At 67.7% G+C, this 23,470-nt stretch carries 22 protein-coding genes; 16 read left to right on the forward strand and 6 right to left on the reverse strand.

Annotated elements, in window-relative coordinates:
* The first annotated feature begins 31 nt into the window (after nt 1-31).
* From ACP7AS_RS10060 to ACP7AS_RS10070, 3 genes are read left to right on the forward strand one after another with little or no spacing between them, the layout of a single operon-like run.
* Nucleotides 32-646: a UbiX family flavin prenyltransferase gene (locus tag ACP7AS_RS10060; RefSeq protein ID WP_426028796.1), complete on the forward strand. Its 615-nt coding sequence runs from the start codon at nt 32-34 to the stop codon at nt 644-646.
* On the forward strand, nt 643-1,107 hold the full coding sequence (locus ACP7AS_RS10065) for a TIGR02444 family protein (RefSeq protein ID WP_426028725.1): 465 nt from the start codon (nt 643-645) through the stop codon (nt 1,105-1,107). Before ACP7AS_RS10060 ends, ACP7AS_RS10065 begins: the two co-directional genes overlap by 4 nt.
* Nucleotides 1,108-1,146: 39 nt before the next feature.
* Nucleotides 1,147-1,371, forward strand: coding sequence for a YdcH family protein (locus tag ACP7AS_RS10070; protein WP_426028726.1), 225 nt, complete (start codon nt 1,147-1,149; stop codon nt 1,369-1,371).
* Nucleotides 1,372-1,380: 9 nt separating this feature from the next.
* Here ACP7AS_RS10070 and ACP7AS_RS10075 read toward each other — a convergent pair whose 3' ends face one another.
* Nucleotides 1,381-1,944 (reverse strand): GGDEF domain-containing protein, encoded by a 564-nt coding sequence (locus tag ACP7AS_RS10075; RefSeq protein WP_426028727.1) that lies wholly within the window; start codon nt 1,942-1,944, stop codon nt 1,381-1,383.
* Between the two features lie 125 nt (nt 1,945-2,069).
* Between ACP7AS_RS10075 and purE the strand changes: the two genes are divergently transcribed.
* Together purE and ACP7AS_RS10085 are read left to right on the forward strand one after the other, a co-directional pair.
* Nucleotides 2,070-2,561 (forward strand): 5-(carboxyamino)imidazole ribonucleotide mutase, encoded by a 492-nt coding sequence (gene purE / locus ACP7AS_RS10080; RefSeq protein WP_426028728.1) that lies wholly within the window; start codon nt 2,070-2,072, stop codon nt 2,559-2,561.
* Nucleotides 2,562-2,564: 3 nt separating this feature from the next.
* The gene (locus ACP7AS_RS10085) at nt 2,565-3,638 is read left to right on the forward strand and encodes a 5-(carboxyamino)imidazole ribonucleotide synthase (protein WP_426028797.1); all 1,074 of its coding nucleotides are present in this window, start codon (nt 2,565-2,567) and stop codon (nt 3,636-3,638) included.
* Here ACP7AS_RS10085 and ACP7AS_RS10090 read toward each other — a convergent pair.
* Nucleotides 3,635-4,315 (reverse strand): COQ9 family protein, encoded by a 681-nt coding sequence (locus tag ACP7AS_RS10090; protein WP_426028729.1) that lies wholly within the window; start codon nt 4,313-4,315, stop codon nt 3,635-3,637. The genes ACP7AS_RS10085 and ACP7AS_RS10090 overlap by 4 nt on opposite strands.
* A 188-nt stretch (nt 4,316-4,503) precedes the next feature.
* On the opposite strand from ACP7AS_RS10090, the gene rpsU reads away from it, so the two are divergent.
* Nucleotides 4,504-4,770 carry a 30S ribosomal protein S21 gene (rpsU, locus tag ACP7AS_RS10095; protein ID WP_305304291.1) on the forward strand — a complete coding sequence of 89 codons (267 nt, stop codon included), beginning with the start codon at nt 4,504-4,506 and terminating at the stop codon, nt 4,768-4,770.
* 99 nt (nt 4,771-4,869) lie between these two features.
* Here rpsU and ACP7AS_RS10100 read toward each other — a convergent pair whose 3' ends face one another.
* Together ACP7AS_RS10100 and ACP7AS_RS10105 are read right to left on the reverse strand one after the other, a co-directional pair.
* Nucleotides 4,870-6,279: an ABC transporter permease gene (locus ACP7AS_RS10100; RefSeq protein ID WP_426028730.1), complete on the reverse strand. Its 1,410-nt coding sequence runs from the start codon at nt 6,277-6,279 to the stop codon at nt 4,870-4,872.
* Entirely contained in the window at nt 6,276-7,253 is a 978-nt protein-coding gene (locus ACP7AS_RS10105; RefSeq protein ID WP_426028731.1) for an ABC transporter ATP-binding protein, read from the reverse strand. Before ACP7AS_RS10105 ends, ACP7AS_RS10100 begins: the two co-directional genes overlap by 4 nt.
* 166 nt (nt 7,254-7,419) lie before the next feature.
* Here ACP7AS_RS10105 and ACP7AS_RS10110 point away from each other — a divergent pair, with 166 nt between their 5' ends.
* The 7 genes from ACP7AS_RS10110 to ACP7AS_RS10140 all read left to right on the forward strand — a co-directional run bounded on the left by ACP7AS_RS10110 (nt 7,420) and on the right by ACP7AS_RS10140 (nt 15,910).
* The gene (locus ACP7AS_RS10110; RefSeq protein ID WP_426028732.1) at nt 7,420-8,823 is read left to right on the forward strand and encodes a sensor histidine kinase; all 1,404 of its coding nucleotides are present in this window, start codon (nt 7,420-7,422) and stop codon (nt 8,821-8,823) included.
* Nucleotides 8,824-8,961: 138 nt separating this feature from the next.
* Nucleotides 8,962-10,392 carry a phosphate ABC transporter permease subunit PstC gene (gene pstC, locus ACP7AS_RS10115; RefSeq protein WP_426028733.1) on the forward strand — a complete coding sequence of 477 codons (1,431 nt, stop codon included), beginning with the start codon at nt 8,962-8,964 and terminating at the stop codon, nt 10,390-10,392.
* Nucleotides 10,385-11,671 (forward strand): phosphate ABC transporter permease PstA, encoded by a 1,287-nt coding sequence (gene pstA, locus ACP7AS_RS10120; protein ID WP_426028734.1) that lies wholly within the window; start codon nt 10,385-10,387, stop codon nt 11,669-11,671. Before pstC ends, pstA begins: the two co-directional genes overlap by 8 nt.
* Before the next feature lie 4 nt (nt 11,672-11,675).
* Nucleotides 11,676-12,539 carry a phosphate ABC transporter ATP-binding protein PstB gene (gene pstB, locus ACP7AS_RS10125; protein WP_426028735.1) on the forward strand — a complete coding sequence of 288 codons (864 nt, stop codon included), beginning with the start codon at nt 11,676-11,678 and terminating at the stop codon, nt 12,537-12,539.
* The gene (gene phoU / locus ACP7AS_RS10130; RefSeq protein ID WP_426028736.1) at nt 12,539-13,282 is read left to right on the forward strand and encodes a phosphate signaling complex protein PhoU; all 744 of its coding nucleotides are present in this window, start codon (nt 12,539-12,541) and stop codon (nt 13,280-13,282) included. The genes pstB and phoU overlap by 1 nt, the downstream gene beginning before the upstream one ends.
* Before the next feature lie 14 nt (nt 13,283-13,296).
* Nucleotides 13,297-13,986: a phosphate regulon transcriptional regulator PhoB gene (phoB, locus tag ACP7AS_RS10135; protein ID WP_426028737.1), complete on the forward strand. Its 690-nt coding sequence runs from the start codon at nt 13,297-13,299 to the stop codon at nt 13,984-13,986.
* Between the two features lie 91 nt (nt 13,987-14,077).
* Complete coding sequence (locus ACP7AS_RS10140; RefSeq protein ID WP_426028738.1) at nt 14,078-15,910, forward strand: gamma-glutamyltransferase family protein; 1,833 nt, start codon at nt 14,078-14,080, stop codon at nt 15,908-15,910.
* Here the strand turns inward: ACP7AS_RS10140 and ACP7AS_RS10145 are convergent.
* Together ACP7AS_RS10145 and ACP7AS_RS10150 are read right to left on the reverse strand one after the other, a co-directional pair.
* Nucleotides 15,904-16,881 carry a hypothetical protein gene (locus tag ACP7AS_RS10145; protein WP_426028739.1) on the reverse strand — a complete coding sequence of 326 codons (978 nt, stop codon included), beginning with the start codon at nt 16,879-16,881 and terminating at the stop codon, nt 15,904-15,906. The two genes, ACP7AS_RS10140 and ACP7AS_RS10145, sit on opposite strands and share 7 nt — an antisense overlap.
* Nucleotides 16,882-16,944: 63 nt before the next feature.
* Entirely contained in the window at nt 16,945-17,868 is a 924-nt protein-coding gene (locus ACP7AS_RS10150; RefSeq protein ID WP_426028740.1) for an Hsp33 family molecular chaperone, read from the reverse strand.
* Nucleotides 17,869-18,018: 150 nt separating this feature from the next.
* Here ACP7AS_RS10150 and ACP7AS_RS10155 point away from each other — a divergent pair, with 150 nt between their 5' ends.
* From ACP7AS_RS10155 to ACP7AS_RS10165, 3 genes are all read left to right on the forward strand, one after another.
* Entirely contained in the window at nt 18,019-19,425 is a 1,407-nt protein-coding gene (locus tag ACP7AS_RS10155) for an SDR family oxidoreductase (protein ID WP_426028741.1), read from the forward strand.
* A 154-nt stretch (nt 19,426-19,579) separates the two neighbouring features.
* A complete protein-coding gene (gene serA / locus ACP7AS_RS10160; RefSeq protein WP_426028742.1) occupies nt 19,580-21,472 on the forward strand; it encodes a phosphoglycerate dehydrogenase in 1,893 nt (630 codons plus the stop codon).
* An 88-nt stretch (nt 21,473-21,560) separates the two neighbouring features.
* Nucleotides 21,561-23,372, forward strand: a complete 1,812-nt coding sequence (locus ACP7AS_RS10165; protein WP_426028743.1) for an autotransporter domain-containing protein — start codon at nt 21,561-21,563, stop codon at nt 23,370-23,372.
* Nucleotides 23,373-23,470 lie beyond the last annotated feature (98 nt).

Here is a 23,470-nt window from a genome sequence, read left to right on the forward strand (position 1 = left end):
GACCACCCTGGAGCCCGAATTGGCCGAAGATGTGAACGGAGCCGTACGGAACCCTTCCGGCTCAACCCCCCGGCGCCTCATTGTCGGTATTTCCGGAGCCTCCGGGGTGACTTATGGCGTGCGGGTGCTGGACGCCCTGCGCGAACTGGGGGTCGAAAGCCACCTGGTCGTGACCCGTGCCGCCCTGCTGACCCTGTCGCAGGAAACCGACCTTTCCGCCGACGACCTGCTGGGCCGCGCCGAAGTGACGCACCGGCTGAATGATGTCGGCGCGACCATCGCCTCGGGCTCGTTCCGGACCATGGGCATGATCATCGCCCCCTGCTCGGTCCGCACCATGAGCGAGATCGCCACCGGCGTGACCTCGACCCTGCTGACCCGCGCGGCCGACGTGGTCCTGAAGGAGCGCCGCCCGCTGGTGCTGATGGTGCGCGAGACACCCCTGCATCTCGGCCACCTGCGGACCATGACCGCCCTGGCCGAGATGGGGGCCTTCATCGCGCCGCCCCTGCCGGCCTTCTATTCGAAGCCCGACAGCATCGCCGAAATGGTCGATCAGTCGGTGGGCCGCGCGCTGGACCTGTTTGGCCTCGACTGGTCTGCGGTGCGCCGCTGGGAAGGGCTGAAGCCCGCGAACGCCGAATGAGCCTGTGGGACTGGGCGCGGACCACCTACGCCGCCGACGGCGTGGCTGATGCCTGTCTGGAGCTTCAGGCCGCCGCCGGCCAGAACGTCCCGCTGCTCCTGTGGGCGGCCTGGTGCGCCGCTGAAGGCCGAAACCCGGACGAAGACGCTCTTGAAGCCGCCGGCGACACCGCGCGCGCCTGGCAGGAAACCGCCATCGCGCCGCTGCGCGCTGTCCGCCAGGCGCTCAAGTCCCGTGCGCCCGACCTTGACGACGAGGCCCGGGAAGCCGTGCGGGCACAGGTCAAGGCCGTGGAACTGGAGGCGGAACGCCACCTTCTCGCCGCGCTGGAAGCCTTGGCTCCGGCCTCAAGCGGCCCTGCCCGACCCGCGCTCGCCGCCATGGTGGCCGCCGCAAGGGTCTGGTCGCCGATCACGCCGCGTGCCGGACTGGTCCAGCTCGCGGACCGCCTTCCGGCCTGACAGGACGCACGGTATAGACCGGTGTCCGGGATCCCCAGCATGAACGATGACGAACCCTTTATGACCGAGGAAGAGCAGGCGCTCCACGCGCGGCTCAAGCTGCTCCAGCTGGAACACACCGACCTCGGTGCCTCGATCGAAGCGCTGAGCCATATGCCCGTGCCTGATCAGCTGATGATCGCCCGGCTGAAGCGGAAGAAGCTGCTGTTGCGGGACGAGATCGCCAAGATCGAGGACCGGATCCTGCCCGACATCATCGCCTGACCGCCCGGCTCAGCGTCCGCGCTTGCGCACCCACATGGCCGCATCGGCCTCGGCCAGCCAGACTTCCGGGTCGGAATGTCCGTTATACGCTCTCACGCCGAACGAACCGCCCAGAGGCGTGGCCTGTCCGTTCCAGACGAAAGCCTCGGACGCGAGGGCCTCGGCCAGGCGTTTGGCCTTCTCGCGACCGCCGTTCAGCCCCGCATTCAGCATCAGAAGACCGAACTCGTCGCCGCCCAGACGGCCGACAGCATCCGATTCGCGCAGATTCGCTGCCAGCAGGTCGGCGACATGCACCAGGGCGGCGTCGCCCGCAGCATGGCCGAGGCTGTCGTTGACGCTCTTGAAGCCGTCGAGGTCGAGATAAAGCAACACCGCAGGCGTGCCATGCCGCTGACAGAAGGCCATGGCGCCTTTCATGGCGGCGACGAAGCCCCGCCGGTTCAGAACCGGCGTCAGCACGTCATGATCCGCCGCCGCCTCGGCCAATTCGGCGCGACGACGCAGGGTCTCGATCTCGGCCCGCAGGCGCTCGATCTCGTCGTAAGGGTCGATGACGGCCGCGTTGGTCACGAGCGAAGAGGGCTCCCCCGGCCGGCGACTCAACACGCCGGCCAAGGGTCAGCCTAACGCGGTCGGTTGCGGGCGCAACGCGAGTCCTGTATCGCGCCGCTTTCCCGCGGAAAGGGCGAGCCTCCATGACGACCGGGACACCACCAGTGGCGATCATCATGGGCAGCCGCTCGGACTGGCCGACGATGAAACACGCCGCCGACGCCCTGGATCGGCTCGGCGTGGCCTGGGAGGCGAAGGTCGTCAGTGCCCACCGCACGCCCCGACGCCTCTTCGATTTCGCCACCGGTGCCCGGGCCGCCGGCTTCAAGGTCATCATCGCCGGGGCCGGTGGCGCGGCCCACCTGCCGGGCATGGCCGCCTCCATGACCGAGCTCCCCGTGCTGGGCGTGCCGGTGGAATCCAAGTCGCTCAAGGGCCTCGATAGTCTCCTGTCCATCGTCCAGATGCCGGGCGGCATCCCCGTCGCCACCCTCGCGGTGGGGGAGCCGGGCGCGAAGAACGCCGGCATCCTGGCGGCCCAGATCCTGGCGCTCGCAGATCCGGAGCTGGCCGGGCGGCTGACGGCCTTCCGCGAAGCCCAGACCGAGGCGGTCCACGAAACAGTCGAGGACTGAGTGATCTCGCCCCTGCCTCCCGGCTCGACCCTCGGCATTCTGGGCGGCGGCCAGCTGGGCCGTATGCTCAGCCAGGCCGCATCACGCCTCGGCTTCAACGTCGTCATCCTTGACCCCGAGGAGAACAGTCCCGCCGGCCGGGTCTCGCAGGGCCAGATCGTCGCCGCCTATGACGACCCCACGGCCCTGATGGTGCTGGGCCAGACCTGTCAGGCCGTGACCTTCGAGTTCGAAAACGTGCCCGCGACCTCGGTCGAGCGACTGGCCCAGGGCGGTGCCGTCGTCGCCCCGGGCCCCAAGGCGCTGGCCGTGGCCCAGGATCGGGTCGACGAAAAGACCTTCCTGACCGGCGTCGGCGCGACGACGGTCGACTTCGTCGCCGTCGACAGCCTCGACGACCTGATCGCGGGTCTGGATTGGCTCGGCGCGCCCGCCCTGCTCAAGACGCGACGAGAGGGCTATGACGGCAAGGGTCAGGTCTGGGTCCGTTCGGCCGCCATGGCCGCCGACGCCTGGCATGCCGTCGGCGAGCGACCCGCCATTCTGGAAGCCCGCGCCGACTTCGTCCGTGAACTGTCGGTCATCGCCGCGCGTGGCCGGGATGGCCGGATCGCCGTCTATCCACTGGGTGAAAACGTCCACAAGGGCGGCGTCCTGAAGACGACGCTGGCCCCTGCCGCGGTCGATACGAAGACGGAGAGGCGCGCCAGGGCCATTGCCAGGGCCATCCTCGAAGGACTCGACTACGTCGGCGTCCTCGGCGTCGAGCTGTTCGACCTGGGCGGCGGTCGCCTGCTGGTCAACGAGATCGCGCCCCGCGTCCACAACACCGGCCACTGGACCCAGGACGGTTGCGTCTGCGACCAGTTCGAACAGCACATCCGCGCCATCGCCGGCTGGCCGCTCGGCCCGACGACGGCCCACGCCCGCGTCGAGATGACCAATCTGCTGGGCGACGAGGTCGAGCAGTGGACGAAACTGTCAGCCCGGGCCGACGCCCGACTGCACCTCTACGGCAAGGCCGAGGCCCGCCCCGGCCGCAAGATGGGCCATGTGAACCGGGTCAAGCCGCTCTAGGCCTCGGTCTTCGCTCCGTAGCGCATCCGGCTGAGAAGATCCGTCACCCGCTTTAGCGGCGCGTCGAAATCCTTGCCGGCCTTCCATTTCTCGAAGGCCATGACGTTCTCGATCCGGGCGGCCACGAAGGCCTCTGCGGCTTCCTTGCCGTCGAACCAGCGCATGGTCAGGGCCGGGATCAGGATGCCGGACAGGATCGCCCGTTTGGAATAGTGGTTCCAGTCCGTCGCCGTGTCCCCGGCCCAGTGCCACAGATGGTCGGCGCTCTCCCACGCCAGCTTCAGCCCGAGGTCGGCATGGATCGGCAGGGCCAGGAAGGCGGCGCAGCGGCGCGTGGCGTCCAGATCGGCGGCCCCCGCCTCCATCCGGGCCGAGACGGCCGCGGCGATTCGCTCGCGCATCTTCAGGGACTTGGCGTCGACCTCAGCCAGAACCGCCAGCGCCCGATCGTCGTGGCGGCGCGACAGAAGGGCCGCCAGGTCCCGCGCCCCGTTGGGCAGCAGCAGTTCCTCATCACCCAGGGACAGGCCATTTTCGGCGCAGGCCTGCCGGACCATCCGGCTGTTCCAGCCCAGCGCGGGCGACAGGCGGATCGCCGCGTCCAGCACGGACTGCTCCATCCGGTCGCCCCAATCGCCCTCGGGCATCTCGTTCGACAGGTGTGGCGCATCGGTCATGGCGGCAGCATATCCCCGTCAGGCGGGCGTTTCGAGCCTTCAGATTGAGGCGCGACGATCTGGACATGCGGGGGGCGAACGTGTATCAGCCCGCCTTCATCCGCGGACCCTGTTCGTGGAAGACGATTTTATTTGTCTGCCCGTCTCCCTTTCGAGGTGCGCGGCGGGCGGCCAAAGGAGAGTTCAACCTGGTACAGATTTTCGTTCGCGATAATAACGTCGATCAAGCGCTCAAGGCCCTCAAGAAGAAAATGCAGCGCGAAGGCAGCTTCCGCGAGATGAAGCGCCACGTGCACTACGAGAAGCCCTCGGAGAAGCGCGCCCGCCAGAAGGCCGAGGCCGTGCGCCGCGCCCGCAAGCTGGCCCGCAAGCGCATGCAGCGCGAAGGTCTCCTGCCGCCTCCGAAGCCCCGCGTGCCGGGCGTTGGCGGTCCGGGCGGCGGCAACCGCTCCTAGGCGAACGTCACACCAGACAGATCAAGGGCCGCCCCGGAAAACCGGGGCGGCCCTTTTCGTTGCTTCTACCGCAAGCGGGAAAAGGGGACCGGACGTCCCCTACTTCCCCCCGCCCCTCACCGCCCCCGCGAACGACTTCCAGCTCAGCTTGACGTCCGACAGGGCACCCGCCCGGAAGGCCCGTCCCGCGATCCAGACCATCAGCAGGGCGAAGGCGAACATGGCGAACAGAGAGCCCGCGACCTCGATCATCGGGGGCTCGGCCGCGATGCGCGCAGGCATGACGAAGGGTGTGAACAGAGGCACCAGCGATAGGATCCTCACGATCGGTGCGTCCGGCGATTGCAGCGCCGTCGTCATGATCAGGATCGGCACGGTCAGCACCATCATGATCGGCCCCATCAGCGTCTGGGCGTCGCGAGGCGTCTCGCAGAATGCGCCGATGGCCGCGAACAGGACCGCGTACATCAGATAACCACCGACCGCATAGGCGAGGAGGTAGAACACCATCCCCCCGTCCAGAAGCACACTGCCCACCGTCGGCGCATACTGCGGCGCAAAGGCGAGCAGGCCTGCCGCCCCCAGCCCGCCCCAGGTTGCCAGTACCGTCAGCGTCAGGAACGCCACCCCCAGAACCTTGCCCGCCAGGATCTCGGTCGCAGATGCCGATGAGAGCAGCACCTCAAGAATCTTGTTGGCCTTTTCCTCCATCACGCTGTTCAGCAGGATCGACGCCCCGGTGATGATCAGCGACCAAAGCAGGAAACCGGAGGCAAGGCCGATGATGCCCGGCAGACGGTCGCGGAAGGAGACAAGCCCGCCGCCCGCTTGGGATTTGGGTGAGAACACCTTCACGTCCGGCCGGAAACGCTCGGCATCCGTCACGATCGCCTGATCGATGCCGGCCGTCTCGAACACCTGACGGCGATTGGCCGAGCGCAGGGCGTCGCGGACAAAGTCCTCCACCGTGTCGTCCGTGGCGCGTCGGCTCCAGACCCGTGCCGCCGGCTGACCATTCTGACGGGTCAGGAAGACGACGGCGTCCAGCCGTTGTCCCTGTTCGGCATCATCGCCGAGCAAGCGACGCACTTCATCTTCCTGTGGCTGGCCAGGAGATGCCTGAAGCAGTGCAGGCGGTGTATCCACGATCGCCAGTCGCTGGCGGCGCAGGCCTGCCAAAGCTCCGCCACTATTGCCCGGAGCCTTTGCGAGGGCCTCTGGCGGCATGCCCGTGGCCTTGGCCGCCTCTGCCTGCGCCCGACGCGCGGCATCGGCCCGACGTTCGGCGTCCAGACGCAAGGCATCACGCACAGACGCTGCAAGACCCACGGCCTGGGGGCCTTCCTCGATCAGCACGACCTGTCGCACAGGTTCTGACGACCGCATGAGGATCGGTACGGCCCCGCCGATCACCGCGAACAGCGGAAAGGCCAGGAGGGACAGCCAGAAGCCGACCGTCTTGGCGTAGGCAGCGTACTCGCGCCGCGCGATCAGGAGCGTGCGGTTCATCGGGTGGCCTCCGTGCCGGTGCCTTTGACGGACTGGTCGATGTCGGGGTTGTCACCGGTCAGGCCGATGAAGGCGTCATGCAGGCTGGGCTCGCGCAGCTCGAAACGGCGCACGTCCAGCCCGCCCAGAAAGGCCGCCTTCAGCGCGTCGTGTCCCTGCATCCGCGTGCCGTGTACGCCCGCACCCAGTGAGGCCCGCAGCACGCGCACGCCGCCGAAGTCCGAGACGACTTCAACGCCCGTGACGCCCGGCAAGCCGGCAGCAGCAGACGGCTCGATGGCCCCTTCCAGCTCCAGGAACCGCGGGGCCGTCGCCCGCGCTTCGCTGACGGTGCCCTCAAACGCCTTCTGGCCGCGCGCCAGCAGCACGACCTTGTCGCACAGTCGTTCCGCGTGCTGCATCACATGGGTCGAGAACAGCACCGTCGCCCCGTCGGTCGCCAGGCCGCGGATGACCGCCTCAAGCCCCTGCTGATTGACAGGATCCAGCCCCGAGAAGGGTTCGTCCAGGATGACGAATTCCGGCCGATGCACCACCGAGGCGATCAGCTGGACCTTCTGCGCCATCCCCTTGGACAGCTCCTTCATCTTCTTGCGCTTTGAAGCGCCCAGCCCCTGGGCGTCCAGCATATCCTTCGCGCGCCGCCGGCCCTCGCCGATCGGCAGGCCTTTCAGCGAGCCGAAGAAGGCGATCGCATCGACGGGGGTCATCTTCTTGTAGAGGCCCCGCTCCTCCGGCAGGAAGCCGATCCGGTCGCGCACCTTGCGCCCGTCGTCGCTGCCGAGAATGCCGATCCGTCCGGACGAGACGCCCTGCAGCCCCAGGATCATCCGGATCGTCGAGGTCTTGCCGGCCCCGTTCGGACCCAGGAAGCCGCAGATCGTGCCCTTTTCGACCTCAAAGCTCAGGTCCTTCACGGCCTGGAACTCGCCGTACCGCTTGCTCACCCCGTCCAGCGTCAACGCCGCCGCCATGGTCCCCTCCGACTGAACTCAATCCGTTGCCATCAGAGATAGAAGTGTAAAGGATGTTTGACAACCCGCTGCGAGCACCGTCGGCGCCCCCTTGTCATGAATTCCGTGTCATGTTCGCGCGATACGATTCACCCGCGCCAGCGAGAGCGTGCCAGCGAAAGCGTGAATGCCCTACGAAGTCTCAGTCTCCCCGGTCGCACCCCAGACGGGTTCCCGCCTGTGGACCGTCGGTGCCAGCGCCGGTATCGCCATCGTCGCCCTGTTGGTGGCCGCCATCCTGCAACCGGACGCGGCGATCTATCTCGTCGGGGCCGCAATCCTGGTCGGCCTGACGACATGGATGGTCAACCGGGCCCAGCCGGTCGGCGCGGAAGCCGCTGATGCCACCCAGGCCCCGGAGCCGCCGCTGGACCGGGTTCTGCTGGACAGCGTCTTCGAGTCGCTGGCAGACCCCGTGCTGGTGGTGTCCGGCGGCGAGGCCGACGATATCGCCGGCCGCCGTGTCGTTCTGGCCAACACCGCCGCACGCGACCTTCTGCGGATTCAGACCGACGGGGCGCTTCTGGTATCGGTACTGCGCGATCCGGCGGTGCTTGAGGCGGTGGACGAAGCCTTGTTCGGCGGCCTGACCCGAACCACCGACTATGGCGGCGTCGGGGCCCAGGCCCGCCACTGGCGCGCCCTGACGCGGCCCCTTCCCTCGGCGGACGGTCGCACTCTGGCACTGATCGTCCTGCGCGACGAAACCGACGTGCGGCGGATGGAACTGATGCGGGTCGATTTTCTCGCCAACGCCAGCCACGAGCTGAAGACCCCGCTCGCTTCGCTTTCCGGCTTCATCGAGACCCTGAAGGGCCATGCCCGCGACGACCCCAAGGCGCGTGACCGGTTCCTCGACATCATGGCCACCCAGGCCGACCGCATGAGCCGTCTGGTCTCGGACCTGCTGTCGCTCAGCCGCATCGAGCTGAACGAGCATATTCCGCCTGCCGGTCGCGTCGATCTGGCCCGCGCCGCCGCTGATGTGGTCGACGCCGTCAGCGTACTCTCGGCCGAGCGTCAGGTTGCCGTGACCCTGCTGGACCGGACCGCCAGCGCGCCGGTGAGCGGGGACCGCGACGAGATCCTTCAGGTCGTCCAGAATCTGGTCGATAACGCAATCAAATATTCCCCGACCGGTGGCAGCGTCGAGATCGTGATCCAGCCCGATATCGCGTTGAACGAGGCCTCGGCTCCGTGGTCCGGCGGTAGCCGCGGGGACGGCGCGACCCGGTTGCCGCTGGTCACGCCCGACCGGGAAACCGGACAGCGCTACGCCGCCGTCACCGTGTGCGACCATGGGCCCGGTCTGGAGCGGGAGCACCTGCCCCGGCTGACCGAACGGTTTTACCGCGTCGAGGGTCAGAAGAGTGGCGAACGCCAGGGCACGGGTCTCGGGCTGGCGATCGTCAAACACATCGTCAATCGCCATCGCGGCGGGCTGACCGTGGAGAGTGCCCCGGGGCACGGCGCAACCTTCACAGCCTATTTTCCGGTCGCCGCGCCGCGGGTCGTCAAGACGGTCTTGTGACCGCCCGGTGGACCCTGGCCGGGCAGCGTAACAGAACTGTCACCTGCACGTCGTAATCCGCTGACCATTCCGGGGCAGTTATCCCCGTGGGGGCGAACCGTAAAACCGGCCGGTCCTGATTCCCTGTTCCGGACGTCCATGACCTGGCTTTTCCTGCCGATCCTGATCGCAGCAGCTGTCGCCGCCTATGTCGGCGGGAGAGCCGTCGCGCGCCGTCGCGGTGAAGGTGAACACCCGCATTCACGGCCCGGCCAGCACGGGGCCTATGCCCTGATCTGGACGGCGGTGCCCGCCCTGGCGATCCTGATCGCAGCCTCTGTCTTTTCGGCCCCGATCGAACGTCAGTTGACCGCGTCTGGCGCACCCGAAGCGGTGCAGCAGCTGGAACCCTTCCGCCGCGAGGCCTTCTTCGCCGATGCACGTTCGGTCGGTGCAGGAAGGCCGGCGGTTCAGATCTGGCCCGCACCCTACGCCGAGCTTCTTCCGACCGAAGGCCAGCGTGCCGAGCGGATTTCCCGGATGCTCGAGATCGGAACTGGCGTTGCAGCCATCCTCGCCGGTCTGCTCGGGGCCCTGTTCGTCTTTAACCAGATCCGTCCCGGCATGCGCGCCCGCAACCGCGTCGAGGGCTGGATCGTCGGCGTGCTGTTTGTCTGTTCGGCCCTGGCCATTCTGACCACCGTCGGCATCATCGCTTCTCTGGTCTACGACGCGATGCGGTTCTTCGCCTCGGTGCCGATCGCGGAGTTCCTGTTCGGCACCCAGTGGAGCCCCCAGACGGCCATCCGCGCCGACCAGGTCGGATCAACCGGTGCCTTCGGTGCCCTGCCGCTGTTCGCCGGCACCTTCCTGATCATGCTGATCGCCATGACCGTAGCCGCCCCGGTCGGCCTGTTCTCGGCCATCTATCTGTCCGAATACGCGGGGCCGGTGTTCCGCGCGACTGTGAAGCCGGTGCTGGAGATCCTGGCCGGCGTGCCGACCGTGGTCTACGGCTTCTTCGCCGCCCTGACCGTTGGTCCGGCATTCCGCGTCTTCTTCAACGAGATCGGAGCCCTGCTGGTCGGCGGTCCGATGGACGGCCTCGGTCAGTATCTTTTGCTGGTCCAGAACCAGATGGCCCTGGTGGCCGGCATGGTGATGGGGATCATGCTCATTCCCTTCGTCAGCTCCCTGTCCGACGACATCATCAACGCCGTGCCCCAGTCGCTACGCGACGGCTCCTATGCCATGGGCGCGACCAAGTCCGAGACGGTCAAGCGCGTGCTCCTGCCGGCCGCCCTGCCCGGCGTCGCGGGGGCCATGCTCCTGGCCATGTCGCGGGCCATCGGCGAGACCATGATCGTGACCATGGCGGCCGGCCTCGCCGCCCGCCTGACCCTGAACCCGCTGGATACCGTCACCACCGTGACGGTCCAGATCGTGACCCTGCTGACCGGCGACCAGGAGTTCAACAGCCCCAAGACCCTGTCGGCCTTCGGCCTTGGCCTGACCCTGTTCCTGGTGACCCTGGCGCTGAACATCATCGCCCAGCGCATCGTCCAGACCTACCGGCAGCAGTATGACTGACGCGACCGTGACCCCCGCGATCCGCGCCGAGCGCCTGCGCGCCGGGCTCAAGCGCCGCTATGCCCGCGAAGGCCGCTTCAAGCTGTACGGCCTGCTGGCCATCGGCGTGGCGGTCGGCTTCCTGCTGCTGCTGCTGGGGCGGATCATCGAACAGGGCCACACGGCCTTCTACACCCACACCGTGACCGTGCCGGTCTATATGGACCCGGCGCGCGTCGACCGCGGCTATCCGCAAGGCACGAATTTCGAGCTGCTGGTCGCCGAGCAGCAGCTGGCGCGCCTCGGCGTCGCCGACGACGCGCAGGGCTCGAAGGCTGCGGAGATGCGCGGCATCTTCTCGTCGGAGCTGAAATTCGCCGCGGCCGCCCGGATCCAGAGCAACCCCAACCTGATCGGCCAGACCGTACCGATCGCCGCGCCGGTTTCGGACGACGCCGACCTGTATTTCAAGGGCGAGATCTCGCGCGCCACGCCCGCCGACCAGCGCCGCCTGAGCGACGAACAGATCGACTGGCTGGACCGGATGAAGGCCTCGGGCATGGTCGCCGCGCATTTCAACAGTGGCCTGTTCACCAAGGGCGACTCGACCGAGCCCGAGCTGGCGGGCGTGCTGGGGGCCGTGGTCGGCTCGGCGCTGATGCTGCTGGTGACGGCCTTCGTCGCCATTCCGCTGGGCGTCGGCGCGGCCCTGTATCTGGAGGAGTTCGCCCCGCGCGGCCGGATCACCGACCTGATCGAGGTCAACATCAACAACCTCGCCGCCGTGCCATCGATCATCTACGGGCTGCTGGGCCTGGCCCTGTTAATCAACTGGATGCATCTGCCGCGCGCCAGTCCACTGGTCGGGGGTCTGGTTCTGGCCCTGATGGCCCTGCCGACCATCATCATCGCCACCCGCTCGTCCCTGAAAGCCGTGCCCCCCTCCATCCGCGAGGCCGCCCTGGCCATGGGGGCCTCCAGGACCCAGACGGTGTTCCATCACACCCTGCCCCTGGCCATGCCGGGCGTCATGACCGGCGCCATCATCTCGATGGGTCATGCCCTGGGCGAGACAGCACCGCTGCTGCTGATCGGCATGGTCAGCTTCATCCCGGGCATTCCACACAGCGTCGGCGAGCCGACGGGTGCCCTGCCCTCCCTCGTCTACATCTGGGAAAACGCTTCCGAGCGCGCCTTCCATGAGCGCACGGCTGCCGCCATCCTGGTCCTTCTCGCCTTCATGATCGTCATGAACGCCGCCGCCATCTTCCTGCGTCGGCGCTTCGAACGCCGGTGGTAGCCTGATGAAATTCAACCTCTTCCGCGCCCCCGATGGCGTCGAGGGCGGCACGCCCGCCGAGACACCTGTCATCGCCGCGCCTCCGGTCGCGCACAGCGCCGGCCCCGTGGGTCCGACCAAGATCGCCGCGCGCGACGTCTCGGTCTTCTACAACGGCAAACAGGCGCTCTATGACGTCTCGCTGGATATCCCTGACAAGACGGTCACCGCCCTGATCGGCCCGTCGGGCTGTGGCAAGTCGACCTTCCTGCGGACCATGAACCGCATGAACGACACCATCCCGGGCTGCAAGGTCACGGGCCGTATCGAGATGGATGGCGACGACATCAATGCCAAGGCGGTCGATCCCGTGCTGCTGCGGGCCCGCGTCGGCATGGTGTTCCAGAAGCCCAACCCCTTCCCCAAGACCATCTTCGAAAACGTCGCCTACGGCCCCCGCATTCATGGTCTGGCCGCCTCCAAGGCCGAACTTGAGAGCGTCGTCGAGGCCTCTCTGAAGCGGGCAGGTCTCTGGGAAGAGGTCGCCGACCGCCTGCACTCGCCCGGCACCGGCCTGTCCGGCGGCCAGCAGCAGCGGCTGGTCATCGCCCGCGCCATCGCCGTCGAGCCCGAAGTGATCCTGATGGACGAGCCCTGCTCGGCCCTGGATCCCATCGCCACCGCCAAGATCGAGGAATTGATTGACGAGCTGCGCGAAAGCTACTGCATCGTCATCGTCACCCATTCGATGGCCCAGGCCGCGCGGGTCAGCCAGCGCACCGCCTTCTTCCATCTGGGCCGCCTGATCGAGACCGGCGACACCGAGGACATCTTCACCAACCCGCGCGAGCGGCGCACGCTGGACTACATCACCGGACGATTCGGCTGATGAACCAGCATACGGTCAAGGCATACGGCGACGAACTGAACCAGCTGACCGCCGAGGTCGCCCGCATGGGCGGGCTCGCCGAGGCCCAGGTCGCGGACGCCGTGGACTCCGTCGCCCGCCGCGATGTGGCACTCGCTCGCGCCGTGGTTGAGCGCGACGCGCGCCTCGACGCCATGCATCGTGACATCGAGCGCAAGGCCATCCGTCTGATCGCCCTGCGCCAGCCGGTCGCCTCGGACCTGCGCCGCGCCCTCGCCTCGATGAAGCTGGCGGTGGATCTCGAGCGCACCGGCGACCTCGCCAAGAACATCGCCAAGCGCGGCCTGATCCTGGCCGAGGGCGAGCCGATGCAGCCCCTGACCCGCTCCATCGAGCGGATGGGCAAGCTGGTGTCGATGCGTCTGCGCGACGTGCTGGACGCCTATGCCGCCGCCGAGATCGACGGGGCCATTGCGGTCTGGAACACTGACGACGAAGTCGACGAGCACTACAACGCCCTGTTCCGCGAGCTGCTGACCTACATGATGGGCGACCCGCGCACGATCACGGCCGGGACCCACCTGCTGTTCATGGCCAAGAACCTCGAACGCATCGGCGATCACGCGACCAACATCGCCGAAACCATCCACTACGAGATCACGGGTCAGGAGTTCACAGGCGAGCGCCCCCGCTGGAATCCCGACCCGACGCTCGAGCCCGCTGACGCCACCGACCCGACCCCCGACCCGACGACGACCGCCTGACCGGAGAGTTCGACGTGCAACCGTATATCCTGGTGATGGAAGACGAGGACGCCCTGGCGACCTTGCTCTCGTACAACCTCGAAAAAGAGGGCTACCGCGTTGTCGTCGCCGCCGACGGCGAGGAAGGCATGCTCCAGATCGACGAGCGTCTGCCGGACATGGTCCTGCTGGACTGGATGCTGCCCAAGCTGTCGGGCATCGAGGTCTGCCGTCGCATCCGCGGCCGGGCCGAGACCCGGAATCTGCCGATCATCATGCTGACCGCACGCGGCGAGGAAAGCGACCGGATCCGCGGCCTGGACACCGGTGCCGACGACTATCTGACCAAGCCCTTCTCGATGAGCGAGTTGATCGCCCGCATCCGCGCCGTGCTGCGCCGCATCCGGCCGGGGCTGGCTGATGACCGCATCAACCACGGCGACATCGTCATCGACCGCGTCGCCCACCGCGTCCGCCGCGCCGGCAACGAAATCCACCTCGGCCCCACCGAATTCCGTCTGCTCGACCACCTGATGCAGCACCCGGGCCGGGTGTTCAGCCGCGAACAGCTGCTCGACGCCGTCTGGGGCAGCGACGTCTATGTCGAGGCCCGCACCGTCGACGTCCACGTGGGCCGCCTGCGCAAGGCCCTGAACGTCGACGGGACGGTCAATCCGATCCGGACCGTGCGATCGGCGGGGTATTCGCTCGATCTGGGCGGCTGAAACCCTTCCCGTCTCCCCTTGCGGTAGAAGGAACGCACTTCCCTCGGCCAATGAAGCGGGTACGGTCTACGCTCCCTGACCGGAGTCCCCCATGCGCCGCCGCACCTTCCTCTCGACCCTGCCCGCCGGGGCCCTCCTCGCCGGAGCCGGTTCAGCGAGCGCGGGCGCACCTGCAGCAGCGGCGACCACTCCTCCCCGCCAGACCCCGTCCTCCGACCCCTACGCCGGCGTCGGTCCCGGCAACCGCAACAGCGGCGTCCAGTTCGTCGGCCGCTCGACCGTCTGGGGCCAGCACGGTGCCGCCGCCACGGCCCATCCGCGCGCCACCCTGATCGGTATCGACACCCTGAGGCGCGGCGGTTCAGCCATCGATGCGGCCATCGCCATCAACGCCGCCCTCGGCTTCCTCGAGCCGACGGCCAACGGCATCGGCGGCGACGCCTTCTGCATGCTGTGGGACCCGGCCCGGCAGAAGGTCGTCGGCTTCAACGGGTCAGGAAACAGTCCCCGAGGCCTGTCGCTTGAAACCGCCCGATCGAAGAAGGAACCGGACGGCTACCTGCCCAGATACGGCGCGGTCACCGTCAACGTCCCGGGCACGGTCGACGCCTGGTGGAGCGCCCATCAGCGCTACGGCAAGCTGGCGTGGAAGGACGTCCTGCTCCCCGTCGCCGAGCTGTGCGAGGAGGGCGTTCCCATGCCCCAGCTGATCGCCTGGTATCTGGAGCGGAACATGGCCGGTTTCGACCGGTCGGCCTCAGTCATCGAGGAGAACGACAACCGCAAGACGGTCTACGCCCCCGGGGGGCGCACCCCCGCCGTCGGCGAGGTCTTCGCCAATCCCGATCTCGGCCGCACCTATCGCCTGATCGCCGAGGGCGGACGCGATGCCTTCTATGACGGCGTCATCGCCGACCATATCGAACGCTATTTCCGCCGCATCGGCGGCTGGATGACCAAGGCGGACCTCGCCGCCCACACCACCGAATGGGTCGAGCCGATCCGCACCGACTATCGCGGCGTCGACGTCTATGGCCTCGGCCCCAACACCCAGGGCCTGTCGACCAACCAGATACTCAACATCTGCGAGCGGTTCGATCTCAAGGGCATGGGCTTCCAGTCCGCCGCCTCGATCCACCACCAGGCCGAGGCCAAGCGGCTGGCCTTCGAGGACCGGGCCAAATGGTTCGCCGACGACCGCTTCAGCCGCACCCCGGTCGACTGGCTGAACTCCAAGGCCTACGCCGCCGAACGTGCAAGCGTGATCCGGCCCGACCGCATCATGGACCGCGCCTTCCCCGGCGACGCCCCGACCCAGGGCGACACCACCTATTTCAGCGTCGCCGACAAGGACGGCATGATGGTCAGCTGGATCCAGTCCAACTATCGCGGCATGGGCTCGGGCCTCGTCCCCGACGGCCCCGACGGCGCGACCCTCGGCTTCATGTTCCAGGATCGCGGCGAACTGTTCGCCCTGACCGACGGCCATCCCAATGTCTACGCGCCGGGCAAGCGGCCCTTCCACACCATCATCCCCGGCTTCGCCTGCAAGGGCGGCGAACCCTGGATGGCCTTCGGCGTCATGGGCGGCGGCATGCAGCCGCAAGGGCAGGCCCAGATCATCATCAACATGGTCGACTACGGCCTCGACCCGCAGGAGGCCGGCGACAGTCCCCGCTGGCAGCACGAGGGCTCGTCCGAGCCCACCGGCCAGCCGGCCGAGGGCGTCGGCGTCCTGCATCTGGAAACCGGTGTACCGGCGGCGACAAAGGCGCAGCTGGAGGCCATGGGCTGGGTCCTCGGCGGCCCCAACGGCGGCTTCGGCGGCTACCAGAATGTCGTGCGGCAGGTGAACGGACGCGGGCCGTGGACCTACGGCGCGGCGACCGAGATGCGCAAGGACGGGATCGCGCTGGCTTATTGAACCGTCGCCCGCGCGATCAACCGGTCTGCCGTCGCACCTCGGGGCGAGAAGGCCAGCGCCGGCCAGTCCGGCGTCAGCCGGTCGACGGCCAGCATGATCCCCAGTCCCTCGTCCTGACTCCAGCGATTGCCGCCACCGCGCACAAAGGTGGTCGCAGCAGAAGGCGTGAGCCGGCCGCCGCGCGGGTCGGTCAGCCACATCCAGGCGGCCCAGTTACCGGTGCCCTCGAGCGTCAGAAAGACGTCGTCCGCCTCGGCATAGAGCGCGTTCCCGCCCCGGAACCAGCGCGCCCGTCGAGCCTCCATGGCCCGCGCGGCCAAGGCCAGACGGGCGCGTGCCGTGCGCGCGTCCGGCGCGGTGGCGGCCTGATAGAACAGGTCTCGCTCCGCCTCATAGGCCGCCGGATAGCCCGGCTGTGCACTGAACCGGTCCTGAACGACGTCGTCGTCGCTGTCCTCGGGCAGGCCGCGCGCCAGCAGGTCGTCGACCCGAACCCCGAGGCTGGCTGCCTGCTGGGTGTGGGCGAACTCGTGCATGAAGACGACCATCGACAGCCGGCGCCAGTCACGTGGCTCGCTCCGGTCCGCGCGCCAGACCGACGGCAGGGCCATGATGAAGAACATCCGCCCGTCCGACAGCGGCGAGGCGAAGGCCAGCTTGCCCGCCGGAACAGTTCCCCCATCGGGCAGGCCGACCTGGCCGGAATGGCCCATGCCGCTGGTCCGATAACGTCGCGCACCGACGCGGAAATCGCCCCGTGCATCAGGCGTCAGCGTGTAGGCGCAGGCCTGGTCGAACAGGGTGATGACCGGGGTCACCGGTCGGGCGATTCGCAGCCGCTCACGGTCCAGACGGTCCCACGACGCCAGCGCCTCGGACGTCCAGACACGGGGCTCACCCGTGAAGCGGCAGGGGGGCGGAGCGGATGCGGCGACATTCAGGGCGGCAGCGGCGACGAGAGCGGTGATCATGGGTCGCCAATGACGGCCCGCGACCTGAACTGCAAATGAACTCGCGGGCACCCCACCGGTAAATCAGTCAGCGATGATCTGTTCCGGCGTCAGCTCATAGATCGTTGCGCAGTATTCGCAGGTGACACGGATCTTGCCGTCCGCCTCGACCATCTCGGCCCGCTCTTCCGGGTTGAAAGAGGTCAAAACTCTGGCGATCCGGTCGCGCGAACAACGGCATTGCGCCACAAGCGCCCGCGCATCCTCAAGCCGCACCCCGTCCTCATGGAACAGTCGGAACAGCAGCGTCTCCGGCGTGATCGTCGGGTCCAGCAGTTCGTCATCCGCCAGCGTCTGGAACAGCGCCCGCGACCGGTCCCACGCTTCCTCGGTCGAGCCGCGCGCGTCATCGCCGGCGATCAGCTGGATCAGGGCACCGCCGGCGCGCCAGCTCACGCCCTCATCACCCACCACCGAGCCCACCGCCAGGCGCACCTTGGTCGGGATCTGCTCGGACTGCTGGAAATAGTGTTCGGCGGCCAGCGAGAGGCTCTCACCCTCGATCGGCGTAATCCCCTGCGTTCGCTCAAAGTCCGGACCCCGGTCCAGCGTCATGACGAAGACACCCTCGCCCAGCAGGGATCGCGCGCCAGGACGGGCAAAGCCTTGCGACGCCGCCGCCACCTCTGCCTCGTCGAACCGGCAATAGCCGCGCATATGACCCCGGGTGTCATAGTCGGCAACGACGTAGCGCACGGGCCCGTCCCCCTGCGCCTGAACGATCAGCCGCCCTTCGAACTTCAGGCTCGACCCGACCAGCGCCGCGAGAGCGCAGGCCTCGCCCAGAAGGGCCGCAACCGGCTCGGGATAGGCATGGGCCGCCAGGATGGCGTCGATCGTGTCGCCCAGCCGCACCAGCCGCCCGCGCACGGACGAGCCCTCGATCTGGAAGGCGGCGGCCAGATCGTCGGCGGGATGGGCGGGCGTCGTATGCGCGTGATCTGTCACGGCGGTCCTCGGAAGGGTGATTGTGCGGAAGCGTCGTGAGATAGGCTCAGGCGTCGCGAATGGTAAGACCTGCATGCTAAAGCAGGAACCGGCGAGGCCTCGGCCCCGTTCGTTCAAGGCCAGATTCAAGCGCAAAGACCCGGCGGTTTCATGACCAAAGCGACTCTCAAACCCCTGAACCAGCAGGCCATCGTCATCACCGGTGCCACCTCGGGAATCGGTCTGGCGACTGCGCGTCGGGCGGCCAGGGCCGGTGCCTGCGTCTTCCTCATCGCGCGCGGAGAAAACGACCTCAAGGCGCTGTGCGAGGAATTGCAGGCCACCGGAGCCCGCGCCGCCTGGGCGGTTGCGGACGTCGCCGATCACGACGTCCTGGCCGAGGCGGCCGAGAAATGCGTGCGCCTGTTCGGTGGCTTCGACACCTGGGTCAACAACGCCGGCGTGTCGATCTATGGAGCCATCAGCGACACCAGCCTGGACGACCAGCGCCGTCTGTTCGAGACCAACTACTGGGGGGTGGTCAACGGGTCGCTCGTGGCGGCCGAACATCTGCGCCAGCGGGACGGTGGCGGGGCCATCGTCAATGTGGGTTCGATCATGTCGGACGCGCCCCTGCCGATCCAGGGCGTCTATTCGGCGTCCAAACACGCGGTGAAGGGTTTCACCAACGCCCTGCGCATGGAGCTGATGCGCGAACAGGCTCCGATCACCGTCAGCCTTGTGAAGCCGGCGGCCGTCGACAGCCCCTACTCGAAACACGCCCGGAACCTGACCGGCTACGCCACCCAGAACCCGCAGCCGGTCTACGCCACCCACGTCGTGGCCGACACCATCCTGTACTGCGCCAGCCACCCGATTCGCGAGATCACGGTCGGCGGCGGCGGCCGTCTGATCGCCAGCTTCTATTCGATCCTGCCCGGTCTGGCGGAACCACTCTTCGCCCGGTTCGCTCCCTCCCTGATGCGGGACAGGGGTTCCGCCTGGCAGCCGTTCGACGACGGGCTCTATGACCCGACCGACGACGGCCTCGATGAAGAGGTTCACTATCCCATGGTTCGCCAGTTTTCTGCCCTCGCCGAAGTCCGCAAACATCCTGGCATCAGCAGCGGCGTCGTCGCCGTCCTCGCCGGCGTCGGTATCGCGGCCCTGCTGCTGGGCCAGCGCTCCGGCCCGACGCGTTATGAGCGTCTGCGCGGCCGGATTGACCCACGCGGCTGGATCGATACCGACTCCCTGAGAGATCGCTTCGGCGATCTGGCGGAAAGCGTGCGCCATGGCCTGACCGACGCCGGTGAACGCGCCTCTGACCTCAGCGACGAAGCCCGCCATCGCGGCGAACGCATCCTCCACGGCGCACGACATTCCTCGCGCAAGGCGTTGAAGAAGCATGGCAAGACGGCCCGACGCTACGCCAGTGACGCCGGTACATACGCCAAGGATCACGCGCGCGAAGGCGGTGCGCTCCTCGCCTTGGTGACGATCGCGGCTGCCATCGGTGCCGCTGCCCTCGAGACCCGTCGCCCCGACAGCCGGCTGCGCAGCCTCGGAAAATTCTGACACCCTGCGTCGGGTTTTGACCGACTGACCCACGAAATCTGGCCCCGGCCGTCCCTTCGGGGCGGCCGGGGCTTCGATTCAGGCGCTTCGGACTCCATTTTCAAACTGTCGTTGGCGTGTTGCTGCAACTGCGAAGGTGGGCCAAGGTCCCGTCATGGCTGATCCGGCGACCCTCATCTTCGACTTCGATTCCACGCTCGTCCGCATCGAGACCCTCGAGGCACTGGCAGAGATCGCCTTGGCCGGCGCTCCGGACGCCGAAGCCCTGCGCGCCGAGATCTCCGTCCTGACCGATCAGGCCATGACCGGCGCCCTGCCGTTCGGCGAAGCGCTGCAACGTCGCCTAGCCCTGATGCCCCTGACCCGCGATCATGTGGCCGAGCTGGCGGACCGAATTCTCGACGAAGGCACGCCGTCGGTGCGCCGTAACCTGCGGTTTTTCCGCGAGAACGCGGGGCGCATCATCATTGTCTCCGGCGGCTTTCGCGAGATCATCGCGCCGCTTGCCGCCCATCTGCACATTCCGCCCGGCCAGGTGCTGTGCAATGATCTGACCTACGACGCCGATGGGCGGGTCACCGGGGTCGACCAGGCCAATCCGCTGGCCCATGCCGACGGCAAGTCCATTGCCCTGCGCGCCCTGGATCTCGCCCGGCCCGTCGTGATGATCGGCGACGGCTGGACGGACGCAGAGGTCAAGCTGTCGGGCGTTGCAGACCGGTTTCACGCCTTCACCGAGATCGTCCGCCGCGAGCGGGTCGTGGCCGCCGCTGATGTGGAATCACCGTCGATGGACGAGGTCCTTCACGCCGAAGGGCTGGCGGGCCGCTGGTCCTATCCCCGGGCCCGCATCCGCATCCTGCTGCTCGAGAACATCCACCCCGCCGCCGTCGAACGCCTGCACGAGGCCGGCTATTCCGTCGAGAGCCTGAAGGGCGCGCTTGACGAAGACGCCCTGATCGAGGCCCTGCAAGGCGTGCATGTGCTGGGCCTGCGCTCAAAGACCCAGGTCAGCGCCCGGGTTCTTGAGGCCGCACCGCGGCTGATGGCCATTGCCGCCTTCTGCATCGGCACGAACCAGATCGATCTTGATGCCGCCGCCGCCCGGGGCGTCGCCGTCTTCAACGCCCCCTATTCCAACACCCGGTCCGTCGTGGAGCTGGCCGTGGGTCTGACCATCGCCCTGATGCGTGACGTCGCCGACAAGTCCGCCGCCATGCACCGCGGGGAGTGGAACAAGTCGGCGACCGGCTCGCGCGAGTTGCGGGGCAAGACCTTGGGCATCGTCGGCTACGGTGCCATTGGCTCACAGCTGTCGGTGCTGGCCGAAGGCCTCGGCATGCGGGTGATTTTCCATGACCTGACCGAGCGGCTGGCGCTGGGCAATGCGCGCCGGATGGGCTCGCTGGATGCCCTGCTGGCCGAAAGCGACGTGGTCAGCCTCCATGTTGACGGCCGGGCCGACAACGCCGCCCTGATCGACGCGGCCCGACTTGCGCGGATGAAGTCCGGGGCCCTGCTGCTGAACCTATCGCGCGGCCACGTCGTCGACGTCGGAGCCCTCGCCCAGGCGCTGGGCGCGGGCCTGATCGGCGGGGCTGCGGTCGACGTCTTTCCCGAGGAACCGGCGACCAACGCCGATCCGTTCGACAGTCCGTTGCGTGGGCTGCGCAATGTCATCCTGACCCCCCACATCGGCGGCTCGACCGAAGAGGCCCAGGAAGCCATCGGTGAATTCGCCGCCGAACGCCTTCTGGCCTATCTGAATCGCGGCGATACGACCTTCTGCGTCAATCTGCCCAATGTGCAGCTGGCCGAGGTCTCGGGCGCGCACCGGATCCTGCACATCCACCGCAACCAGCCCGGCGTCCTGGCCGAACTGAACCGCGCGCTGACGGCCGCCGGCCTGAACATTCTGGGCCAGCACCTGAAGACAGACGAGCGGACCGGCTACGTCATCACGGACGTGGACCGCGACTATGATTCGGAAGCCCTCCGTGGGCTGAAGAGTGTTGCCGGAACGCTGCGTTTCAGAATGCTGCACTGAAGCTTCCCTTACGGCATCTTGCGCGCGAGAAAAAGCGGCGCACACTGCACCCAACGGTCGCATGATGACGGCCGAGGGAGGATTATTGATGTCTCGTTTCCTGCGCAGCGCGGCGCTTGCCGTTCTGACGATCGCCGCTGCCGGTGCCATGGCTTCGGCCGCCAGCGCCCAGAGCTACAGCCGGCTTGTCGTTTTCGGCGACAGCCTGAGTGACAACGGCAACCTGTTCGCCGCCACCGGCAACACCCAGCCGACGTCGCCGCCCTATTTCCAGGGCCGGTTCTCGAATGGCCCGGTGTTCACGGAACTGCTGGGCTTCAACGCCGGGCGCTCGGCCGCCGGCGCGCCCGTCACCGGCAGCATCAACTATGCCTACGGCGGCGCCCGTACGGACTCGTCGGCCTTCCCCCCGGGAATGCGTAACCAGCTTCTGGCCTACACGGGCGGCGGCGGCACGTTCCGCTCAACCGATCTCGTCAGCATCCTCGGCGGTGCCAACAACATCTTCCAGGGCCTGCCGGCGGCCGGTGCCTCTACCAATCCTACCGGCACCATCACGCCGGTCGTGCTGGCCGCAGCGGCCGACATCAACTTCATCGTCAACAGCGTCGCCGGTGCCGGTGCCGGCACCATTCTGGTAGGTAATATTCCCAGTCTCGGAAACGCTCCGCAGTTCCGCACGACGACTGCGGCTCCGTTGGCCGAGTTTGCCGGCACCTCCTTCAACAGCGCCCTGCTCAGCGGGTTGATGGCCACGGCAGCGGCCCGTCCGGGGACCAACATCATCCTGTTCGATATCTTCAAGATCGGTACGACCCTCGCTGCCAACCCGGGGGCGTTCGGCCTGACGAACGCAACCGACTCCTGCTTCAACGGCGTAACGGCCTGCGCCACGCCCGGCACCTATCTGTTCTGGGATGGCGTTCACCCGACAGCCGCGGGTCACCAGCTGATCGCGAGGCTGGCGAACGACTATCTCTACTATGGCGACATCGGTGCCCAGTCGACCGTTCAGGCCGAGACCGCCTTCCGCCAGCGCGAAGACCTGCTTGACCTGTCCGGTGAGGCTCTCTCGGGCCGCGCGGCCTGGGAGCCCGGCACCCACCTGACCTTCGGAGCCATCGCAGACAGCGTGGACACCGACGCGCGCGGCAGCGTCGCGGCGGCCGATGCGACCGGATATGGTGTCCGGGTGGGACTGGACCACGTGATGTCCGACAGCATGCGGTTCGGCCTGACGGCCACGATGCGCAACGCAGACGTCGAAGCCGGCGCAATGACGTTCGACCTGAAGTCCTACGCCATCGACTTCCAGGCCGGCTGGCGCTCGGGCTCGACGTTTGTGAATGCGTCCGCAGGCGGGTCGATCGACCAGTATGACGACATCACACGACTGACCTCGCTCGCGCCGGTCGTTCACACCGGCAAGACCGATGGCGGCAGTCTCGGTGCGCGCATCCAGGGCGGCGTTTGGTTCGACATGGGGGGCATTGGCCTGTCACCCCGCGCCGCCGTCAGCTTCGTTTCGACGGACGTCAACGGCTACACCGAGCAGGGCCCGGCCGCCCAGTACGAGTACCAGAACCGCACCGTCCAGGCTGCCAGCGGGGAAGTCTCGCTGCGGGCCGAAGGCGGCAGCGAAGGCTTCAGCTTCTATGTCGAGGGCGGCTACCGCGACTCCTTCGGCGACAGCAGCGACGCCGTCCGCACGCGGATCACCGCCAATCCGGCCCAGATCCTGTCGCGCGAGATCGAGGATCCGTTCGGCGGCTCCATGATCGCTTCGGCGGGCGTTGACGCCGACATCGGCCCGGTGAAGATGAACCTCGGCTATCGCGGCCGCTTCGGTGACAAGGCCGACAGCCACGTCGGCGCGATCACCTTCCGCCTGCCACTGTAAACGAACAGACCCGGCATTGGGCCCGCGATCCGACCGGATCGCGGGCCTTTTTCGTTCCGCCCTGCGACGACCTGCCACCCCCTGCTGCCCCAAAGCAG

Source organism: Brevundimonas sp. TWP2-3-4b2 (assembly GCF_049897345.1).
In the GTDB taxonomy this organism is placed as follows: Bacteria; Pseudomonadota; Alphaproteobacteria; order Caulobacterales; family Caulobacteraceae; genus Brevundimonas.

What these genes read in the sequence shown, in the direction of transcription:
- ACP7AS_RS10140 (WP_426028738.1), top strand. Translation starts at nt 14,078, where the DNA reads ATGCGCCGCCGCACCTTCCTCTCGACCCTGCCCGCCGGGGCCCTCCTC.
- phoU (WP_426028736.1), top strand. Translation starts at nt 12,539, where the DNA reads ATGAACCAGCATACGGTCAAGGCATACGGCGACGAACTGAACCAGCTG.
- ACP7AS_RS10105 (WP_426028731.1), bottom strand. Translation starts at nt 7,253, where the DNA reads ATGGCGGCGGCGTTGACGCTGGACGGGGTGAGCAAGCGGTACGGCGAG.
- ACP7AS_RS10165 (WP_426028743.1), top strand. Translation starts at nt 21,561, where the DNA reads ATGTCTCGTTTCCTGCGCAGCGCGGCGCTTGCCGTTCTGACGATCGCC.
- pstC (WP_426028733.1), top strand. Translation starts at nt 8,962, where the DNA reads ATGACCTGGCTTTTCCTGCCGATCCTGATCGCAGCAGCTGTCGCCGCC.
- ACP7AS_RS10155 (WP_426028741.1), top strand. Translation starts at nt 18,019, where the DNA reads ATGACCAAAGCGACTCTCAAACCCCTGAACCAGCAGGCCATCGTCATC.
- ACP7AS_RS10090 (WP_426028729.1), bottom strand. Translation starts at nt 4,315, where the DNA reads ATGACCGATGCGCCACACCTGTCGAACGAGATGCCCGAGGGCGATTGG.
- ACP7AS_RS10110 (WP_426028732.1), top strand. Translation starts at nt 7,420, where the DNA reads ATGCCCTACGAAGTCTCAGTCTCCCCGGTCGCACCCCAGACGGGTTCC.
- ACP7AS_RS10070 (WP_426028726.1), top strand. Translation starts at nt 1,147, where the DNA reads ATGAACGATGACGAACCCTTTATGACCGAGGAAGAGCAGGCGCTCCAC.
- pstA (WP_426028734.1), top strand. Translation starts at nt 10,385, where the DNA reads ATGACTGACGCGACCGTGACCCCCGCGATCCGCGCCGAGCGCCTGCGC.
- ACP7AS_RS10100 (WP_426028730.1), bottom strand. Translation starts at nt 6,279, where the DNA reads ATGAACCGCACGCTCCTGATCGCGCGGCGCGAGTACGCTGCCTACGCC.
- ACP7AS_RS10145 (WP_426028739.1), bottom strand. Translation starts at nt 16,881, where the DNA reads ATGATCACCGCTCTCGTCGCCGCTGCCGCCCTGAATGTCGCCGCATCC.
- pstB (WP_426028735.1), top strand. Translation starts at nt 11,676, where the DNA reads ATGAAATTCAACCTCTTCCGCGCCCCCGATGGCGTCGAGGGCGGCACG.
- purE (WP_426028728.1), top strand. Translation starts at nt 2,070, where the DNA reads ATGACGACCGGGACACCACCAGTGGCGATCATCATGGGCAGCCGCTCG.
- ACP7AS_RS10065 (WP_426028725.1), top strand. Translation starts at nt 643, where the DNA reads ATGAGCCTGTGGGACTGGGCGCGGACCACCTACGCCGCCGACGGCGTG.
- serA (WP_426028742.1), top strand. Translation starts at nt 19,580, where the DNA reads ATGGCTGATCCGGCGACCCTCATCTTCGACTTCGATTCCACGCTCGTC.